This window comes from Mesorhizobium silamurunense (assembly GCF_014843825.1).
In the GTDB taxonomy this organism is placed as follows: domain Bacteria; phylum Pseudomonadota; class Alphaproteobacteria; order Rhizobiales; family Rhizobiaceae; genus Mesorhizobium; species Mesorhizobium silamurunense.
The window spans coordinates 1-7,775 of the sequence record NZ_JHQR01000133.1 but is presented as its reverse complement, the minus strand read 5'-3'; the positions used below and the strand labels follow the sequence as shown (position 1 = coordinate 7,775).

Below are 7,775 nucleotides of genomic sequence, written 5' to 3'. Positions count from 1 at the left end.
CCGCCGCCCCTTGACCCATTAGAGAACGAAACCGGTTGGTCGAAAAGCAAAGCCCGCGGGATTGCTCCCGCGGGCTTCTGTCCTGAAATAGGCGGCTTGGCTCAGCCGTGCGCGAGCACGGCCAACAGCAGCAGGGCCACGATGTTGGTGATCTTGATCGCCGGGTTGACGGCAGGGCCGGCGGTGTCCTTGTAGGGATCGCCGACGGTGTCGCCGGTGACGGAGGCCTTGTGCGCCTCGGAACCCTTCAAGTGCTTGACGCCGTCCTTGTCGGTGAAGCCGTCCTCAAACGACTTCTTTGCGTTGTCCCAGGCGCCGCCGCCGGAGGTCATCGAGATGGCGACGAACAGCCCGTTGACGATAACGCCGAGCAGCGAGGCGCCGAGCGCGGCGAAGGCCGAGGCCTTCGAGCCCGAGATCAAGAGCACGCCGAAATAGACGACGAGCGGCGCCAGCACCGGCAGCAGCGACGGGATGATCATTTCCCGGATCGCAGCCTTGGTCAGCAGGTCAACCGCACGCGCGTAGTTCGGCTTCGACGTGCCGGCCATGATGCCCGGATCTTCCCGGAACTGCCTGCGTACCTCTTCGACAATCGAGCCGGCCGCGCGGCCGACGGCCGTCATGGCGATGCCGCCGAACAGGTACGGGATCAGGCCGCCGAAGATCAGGCCGGCGACGACGTAAGGGTTGGAGAGGTCGAAGGAGACCGCACCCATGCCCTGGAAGTAAGGGAACTTGTCGCCATTGGCGGCAAAGAATTTCAGGTCGTTCGAGTAGGCGGCGAACAGCACCAGTGCGCCGAGACCGGCTGAGCCGATGGCATAGCCCTTGGTCACTGCCTTGGTGGTGTTGCCGACGGCGTCGAGCGCGTCGGTGGATTGACGAACTTCCTTGGGCAGACCGGCCATTTCGGCAATGCCGCCGGCATTGTCGGTGACCGGGCCGAAAGCGTCGAGCGCCACGATCATGCCGGCGAGGCCGAGCATGGTGGTAACGGCGATCGCGGTGCCGAAAAGGCCGGCGAGCTGGTAGGTGGCGATGATGCCGCCGACGATGACGATCGCCGGCAAAGCGGTCGATTCCAGCGAGACCGCCAGGCCCTGGATGACGTTGGTTCCGTGGCCGGTCACCGACGCCTGGGCGATCGAATTCACCGGCCGCTTGTTGGTGCCGGTATAGTATTCGGTGATCACCACGATGAGCCCGGTCACAGCCAGGCCGATCAGCCCGCAGATGAACAGGTTCTTGCCGGTGACGGCGACGCCGGCGACCGTGCCGATCTCGCCCCAGCCCAGCACCGCCGACGTGGCGATTGCGAGGCCTACGATCGACAGCAGGCCGGTGACGATCAGACCCTTGTAGAGCGCGCCCATGATCGAGCCGTTGGACCCCAACTTGACGAAGAAGGTGCCGACGATCGAGGTCAGGATGCAAGCGCCGCAGATGGCGAGCGGATAGAGCATCGCCGCACCCAGCACGGCAGTGCCGCCGAAGAAGATGGAGGCCAGAACCATGGTGGCGACGACGGTGACGGCATAGGTCTCGAACAGATCGGCGGCCATGCCGGCGCAGTCGCCGACATTGTCGCCGACATTGTCGGCGATGGTGGCCGGGTTGCGCGGATCATCCTCCGGAATACCGGCCTCGACCTTGCCGACGAGGTCGCCGCCGACGTCGGCGCCCTTGGTGAAGATGCCGCCGCCGAGACGGGCGAAGATCGAGATCAGCGAAGCGCCGAAACCGAGCGAGACCAGCGCGTCGATGACGACGCGGTCATTGGGCTGAAGGCCCATGGGCCCCGTCAGGATGAAGTAGTAGATCGAGACGCCGAGCAGGGCGAGGCCGGCGACCAGCATGCCGGTGATGGCGCCGGACTTGAAGGCGATGTCAAGGCCGGCGGCGAGGCTGTTGGAAGCAGCCTGCGCGGTGCGCACATTGGCGCGCACCGAGACATGCATACCGATGAAGCCGGCAGCGCCCGAGAGCACGGCGCCGATCAGGAAGCCGATCGCCGAGGTGATGGAGAGCAGCCACCAAGCAAGCAGGAGCACGACGATGCCGACAACGGCGATGGTGGTGTACTGGCGCGCTAAGTAGGCCTGGGCGCCTTCGCGAATGGCGGCGGAGATTTCCTGCATGCGCTGGTTGCCCTGATCGGACGCAAGGACCGAACGTGTCGCCCAGATGGCGTATAGAACTGACAGCAAGCCGCAGGCGATGACGGCGGTAATGATGGTCATTGCCGGATTTTCCTCGATTGATGGCCCAAAAGAACCCCTCCCTGGGCCGTTGGATCGGGTGTGAATGCCGCCAAGCGGAATCCACCCCTTGGCTGCGGTGTATGCGAAACAGGGCTCGGAACGTCAAGATATTGTTCGGTTTTTGCCCGGCTTTCGCCCGAAAGACGAAGACGGCGACTCACCGGCAGGCGCCGCCGTGCTTTTAGATCGATTGAAATGACGTACCGTAAATCAGCCAGCGCGCAAGTCGCCGTCGGGCTGGATGACGAAAATCAGCACTATTCTGCTTCCCGCCCCATGCGGCGCGCGGCGTAGCGCTCGATCGCCGACAGGCCGTCATAGATCAGCACCGCAAGCGCCGCGACGATCAGGCCGCCCTGCAGCACGAAGGCCAGGTTGTTCGAGATCAGGCCGGCGATGATCACCTCGCCCAGCGTCTTGGCCGCCACCGTGGAGCCGATAGTGGCGGTGGCGAGGCTGATGACCACGGAAAGCCGGATACCGCCGAGGATCACCGGGGCGCTGAGCGGCAATTCGACCTTCATCAGCCTTTGCCAGCCGGTCATGCCGGCGCCGCGCGCGGCTTCCATCACGTTGCCGGGCAGCGTGGTGAGCGCGGTCAGTGCGTTCTCGAAAATCGGTAGCAGCCCATAAAGGAAGAGCGCGATCAGTGTCGGCTTCTCGCCGAAGCCGACCGCCGGCACGGCGAGCGCCAGCACCGCGACCGGCGGAAAAGTCTGGCCGATGTTGACCAGGCTGCGCGACAGCGGCAGGAACTCGGCGCCGGCGGGCCGGGTGACCAGGATGGCGAGCGCGACGGCGACGATCGTCGCGGCAACCGTGGCGACCAGCACAGTCCTCAGATGCAGCAATGTCAGCGTCAGCAGGCTGCCCTGGTTGTAGATTGCAGGCGCGCCGTTCTCGGTCAGTGGCCTGAGCAACGGCTCGAACCAGCCCGGGCTGGCGATGAAGACCACCAGCAGCACCAGAAGCGCCAGCCTCAACAACGCGGGCAGCCAGGCCCTCATGCGGGCCTCGCGCGTTTCACCAGCCCTTCAACGGTGACGCGTCCGAGCGGCTTGCCGTCAGCACCCTTCACAGGCAGTGCCGGACGGCCTGTCCACAGAAGCTCGGCCAACGCGTCGCGCTGGCTGGCGTCGCCGGGGATCGCCTCGCCCTCGGCGCCGCCGGGCTCCACGGCATCGCGCACACGGCCGAGCGACAGGAGCCGGAACGGCCGCTCGCTGGAGCCGACCAGGGTTTCGACGAAGCCATTTGCGGGCCTTGCCAGGATCTCCGCCGGTCTAGCGTATTGCAGCAGCTTTCCGGCATCCATGACGGCGATCTTGTCGCCCATATGCACCGCCTCCTCCATGTCGTGGGTGACGAGGACGATGGTGGTGCCGAAGCGCTTCTGGATCGCCAGCAGATCCTCCTGCGCCTTGGTGCGGATGATCGGGTCGAGCGCGCCGAACGGCTCGTCCATCAGAAGTACGTTGGGCTCGGCGGCGAGCGCGCGGGCAACGCCGACACGCTGCTGTTGGCCGCCGGAGAGCTCATGCGGATAGCGCGGACCATAGGCCTGCGGATCGAGCTGGTAGAGCGTCATCAATTCTTCGACGCGCGCCTTGATGCGGTCCTTGTCCCAGCCGAGCAGAAGCGGCACGGTGCCGATGTTCTGCGCCACCGTGCGGTGCGGGAACAGGCCATGGCCCTGGATGGCATAACCGATGCTGCGGCGCAGTTGGTACCCGGGCAGCGAGCGATTGTCGGCGCCGTCGAGCTTGATCACTCCGGCAGTCGGCTCGACCAGCCGGTTGATCATCCTGAGCAGCGTCGTCTTGCCGGAGCCGGAGGTGCCGACGATCACGGCGATGGTACGCGGCTCCACGATCATCGAGACATCGTCGACGACAGCCGTTCCGTTGTAGCGCTTGGTGATGCCTTCGATCTCGATCATTCGGAGTCTGCCCTGCGCTTGGTGGAGGTCATTTCGATGACCGCGTCGAGGATAATCGCGGCTGCAAAGGCCAGCGCCACGGTGGGCACGGCGCCGAGCAGCACAAGGTCCATCGCCGTCTGGCCGACGCCCTGGAAGACGAAGACGCCAAAACCGCCGCCGCCGATCAGCGCCGCGATGGTGGCAAGGCCGATGTTCTGCACCAGAACGATGCGGATGCCGGTCAGGATCACCGGGAAGGCGAGTGGGAACTCGACATCGAACAGGCGCTGCCGGTCGGTCATGCCCATGCCGCGGGCGGCATCGTTGGCTGCGCGGGGCACACCGGCAAGGCCGACCACGGTGTTCGCCACAACCGGCAGCAGCGAGTACAGAAACAGCGCGACGAAGGCCGGCGCGGTGCCGATGCCCCTGATGCCGGCCGCCGCCGCGCCCGGCACATGCGCGGCGATCCAGCCGAGCGGCGCGATCAGCAGGCCGAACAGCGCTATCGACGGGATGGTCTGGATGATGTTGAGCACATTCAGCACCCCTGCCCGCAGCGCCTCGACGCGGTGGCAGAGGATGCCAAGCGGAACGCCGGCGACCACCGCAGCTGCCAGCGAGCCGAGCGCCAGCGTGATGTGCTTGGAGCCCTCCGCCCAGAAACTGTCGGCGCGGCTGGCATATTCCTTGAGAATGGAAAGGCTGTCCCAGCTTCCCGAAACGAGCAGCGCGCCGATGGCGAGCGCAGCGACGGCAAGAACGCCGACGCGGGCCGATGGCGAGAGGTCCAGCCTGGTGAGCACATCGGCCAAAAGCAGCGTGAAGGCGAAGATCAGCAGCCAGAAACCCGAGGCCGGCGCGATACGGGCGAAGGTGTTGCCGGCGGGCGTCAGGAGGCCGCCGGCAACGCCGATCAGGATGGCGAGGGCTGCAAGAGTAATCACGCTGGCGGCGAGCCTCAGAACAAGCGGCGTCCTCAATAGCGCGACAATGCCGCCAATGATCAATATCGCCAGCAGCAGGGTGCCAAGCGCCGCGGGCAGCGCTTCGAGTACCGAGCGCGCCTGTCCCGGCACGATGCGGTTGGCGCGGAACGTGGCGAAGGGTGCCGCGAAGGCGGCGTAGGCAACGATCGCGGCGATCACCACGCCGAGCTTGTCGAAGCGCAGGGTCATGACCGCCCCTCAAGAGAGGAGATCAGCGACTTTCCAGGCAGCAGCCACTCTTTGGAGATTTGCGAAAGGCGACGCGAGATCTGATCTCCCCCCTTGCGGGGGAGATGGCCGGCAGGCCGGAGGGGCGTGGGAAGGATCGCCAGCTTTCGAATTTCAGCTCGCCTGCCGAGACATCTCCCGGGGGCGTAGCTGCGATAAGTCGATAGGTCGGCGGGACAGCACCCCCCCTCTGTCCTGCCGGACATCTCCCTCGTAAGGGGGGAGATCAGCAGCTCCACCGGCCCCACCATTCCAACCCGCACTTGTGCCGCGATCTCTGTCTGTTACTTCAGGAAGCCGTTCTTCTTGAGGAAATCTTCCGCTACCCCCTTCGCCGGCTCACCACCCAGTTGGACGCGGCCGTTGAGCTGTTGCAGCGTGACGAGGTCGAGCTTGGCGAAGACCGGCTTCAGCAGCGTATCGATTTCCGGATGTTCCTTCAGCACCTGCTCGCGGATGATCGGCGCCGGCTGATAGACCGGCTGCACATTCTTGTCGTCCTGGAGCACGACAAGGCCAGAGGGCTGGATGCCGCCGTCGGTGCCGTAGACCATGGCTGCGTTGGCGCCGTTGGTCTGGTTGGCGGCGGCGGCGATGGTCGCGGCCGTGTCGCCGCCGGAAAGCGTGATCAACTGGTCCGGCTTCAGCTTGAAGCCGTAAGTGGTCTGGAAGGCAGGGAGCGCCGCCGCCGAATTGACGAACTCGGCCGAAGCGGCAAGCACGACCTTGCCACCGCCCGAGACGTATTTGCCGAAATCCGACAGGGTGGTGAGCTTGTTCTCGTCGGTCACCTCTTTGCGCAGCGCGATCGCCCAGGTGTTGTTGGCCGGCGACGGCGACAGCCAGACGATCTTGTTGGCATCATAGTCGAGCTTCTTGGCGGTCTCGTAGGCCTTTGCGGCATCTTTCCAGATCGGATCGTCCGCCTTCTGGAAGAAGAAGGCGGCGTTGCCGGTATATTCGGGATAAATGTCGATCTCGCCGGCGGTGATCGCCTTGCGCACCACGGGCGTCGCGCCAAGCTGGATGCGGTCGGTGGTCTTGATGTTGTTGGCGTTCAAGACCAGCTGGATGATGTTGCCGAGCACACCACCCTCGGTGTCGATCTTCGAGGAGACAACGACCTGCGCATTCGCAGAGGCTGCGGTGATGCCGAGCGCGATCGCTGCTACGGCGAGCTTTCCGATTGAAAACATTGTGAAAATCCCTTGCTGTGAACCGAGAGGTCGATGGCCGCATATGAGCATGGCTTTAACACGCCGTCGGGGCACACGGTTTCATAACTAGCGAGACGCGCGCAATAATTTTGTTCCCGGCGCAACTGGCGCGCAGCGCCGGGTCCTGACAGCGTAATGTCAGTTAGCGCTGCGCAAGCCTGGCAGCCTCAAGGCGCCGAGCGCCAGGAAGCAGAGCACGACAACCGGGAACACGACCCAGTTCAGCATGGTCCAACCCCAGGCATTGTAGATCGCGCCCGACATCAGCGAAGCAAAGGCAACGGAGCCGAACAGAACGAAGTCGTGGAAGCCCTGCACCTTGCCTTTTTCGGATGGATGGTAGCTCGCGGCGACCATGGCGGTGGCGCCGATGAAGCTGAAGTTCCAGCCGAGGCCGAGCAGGATCAGCGCCGTCCAGAACTGCCATAGCGCAAGGCCTGAAAGCGCCACCACGGCACAGCCTATGAGCAGGACCAACCCGATGGCGACGATGCGCTCGGCGCCGAAGCGGTGGATCAGCGAGCCGGTGAAGAAGCTCGGCCCGAACATCGCCATGACATGCCAGGAAATGCCGAGCGTCGCGTCGTCCATCGACAGGCCGCAGCCGACCATGGCGAGCGGCGCTCCGGTCATGACGAAGCTCATCAGCGCGTAGCTGCCGACGGCGCAGAACAGTGCCGCGACAAAGCGCGGCTGGGTGGCGATCTCAGCCAGCGGGCGGGCATCGCCGCCGGCGGCCTCACTGGCGCTGCTCGTGCGCCTGGACGTATGCAGGAAGGAAAGGATGATCGCGCCGAGGGCGGCCAGTATGAGGATCGATGCAAAGGATCCGGCAAACATCACCGGCGCCAGCAATTCACGGGTGTAGATGACGATCTGCGGCCCGAGGATGGCGGTGACGATGCCGCCCGCCAGCACGAAGGAAATGGCGCGCGCCTTGAATTCCGGCGGCGCGTTGTCGGCGGCGGCGAAGCGGAACTGCTGGACGAAGGCGCCGCCGACACCGATCACGCCGAGACCGAAAGCAAACAGCCAGAAGCTCGACTGAAACAGCGCCATCGTCGCGATCAGGCCGCCGAGCGCGGTGATGACGGTGCCGGTCATGAAGCCGCCGCGGTGGCCGAGCCGGCGGATGATGGCGGCGGCCGGCAACGCG

General features: G+C 65.1%; 6 protein-coding genes. All 6 read right to left on the bottom strand.

Features of this window, described 5'->3' with window-relative positions; all coding sequences use genetic code 11:
- Positions 1 to 101: 101 nt before the first annotated feature.
- Positions 102 to 2,243 (bottom strand): sodium-translocating pyrophosphatase, encoded by a 2,142-nt coding sequence (locus DH10_RS15370; RefSeq protein WP_192256945.1) that lies wholly within the window; start codon positions 2,241 to 2,243, stop codon positions 102 to 104.
- Positions 2,244 to 2,521: 278 nt separating this feature from the next.
- Positions 2,522 to 3,271, bottom strand: a complete 750-nt coding sequence (locus DH10_RS15365; protein WP_192256947.1) for an ABC transporter permease — start codon at positions 3,269 to 3,271, stop codon at positions 2,522 to 2,524.
- Entirely contained in the window at positions 3,268 to 4,203 is a 936-nt protein-coding gene (locus DH10_RS15360) for an ABC transporter ATP-binding protein (RefSeq protein WP_192256950.1), read from the bottom strand. Before DH10_RS15360 ends, DH10_RS15365 begins: the two co-directional genes overlap by 4 nt.
- The gene (locus tag DH10_RS15355) at positions 4,200 to 5,363 is read right to left on the bottom strand and encodes an ABC transporter permease (protein ID WP_192256951.1); all 1,164 of its coding nucleotides are present in this window, start codon (positions 5,361 to 5,363) and stop codon (positions 4,200 to 4,202) included. Before DH10_RS15355 ends, DH10_RS15360 begins: the two co-directional genes overlap by 4 nt.
- A gap of 323 nt (positions 5,364 to 5,686) precedes the next feature.
- The gene (gene osmF / locus DH10_RS15350) at positions 5,687 to 6,598 is read right to left on the bottom strand and encodes a glycine betaine ABC transporter substrate-binding protein OsmF (protein ID WP_192256953.1); all 912 of its coding nucleotides are present in this window, start codon (positions 6,596 to 6,598) and stop codon (positions 5,687 to 5,689) included.
- A gap of 159 nt (positions 6,599 to 6,757) precedes the next feature.
- On the bottom strand, positions 6,758 to 7,775 hold a 1,018-nt coding region (locus tag DH10_RS15345), incomplete at its 5' end, for an MFS transporter (RefSeq protein WP_192384939.1).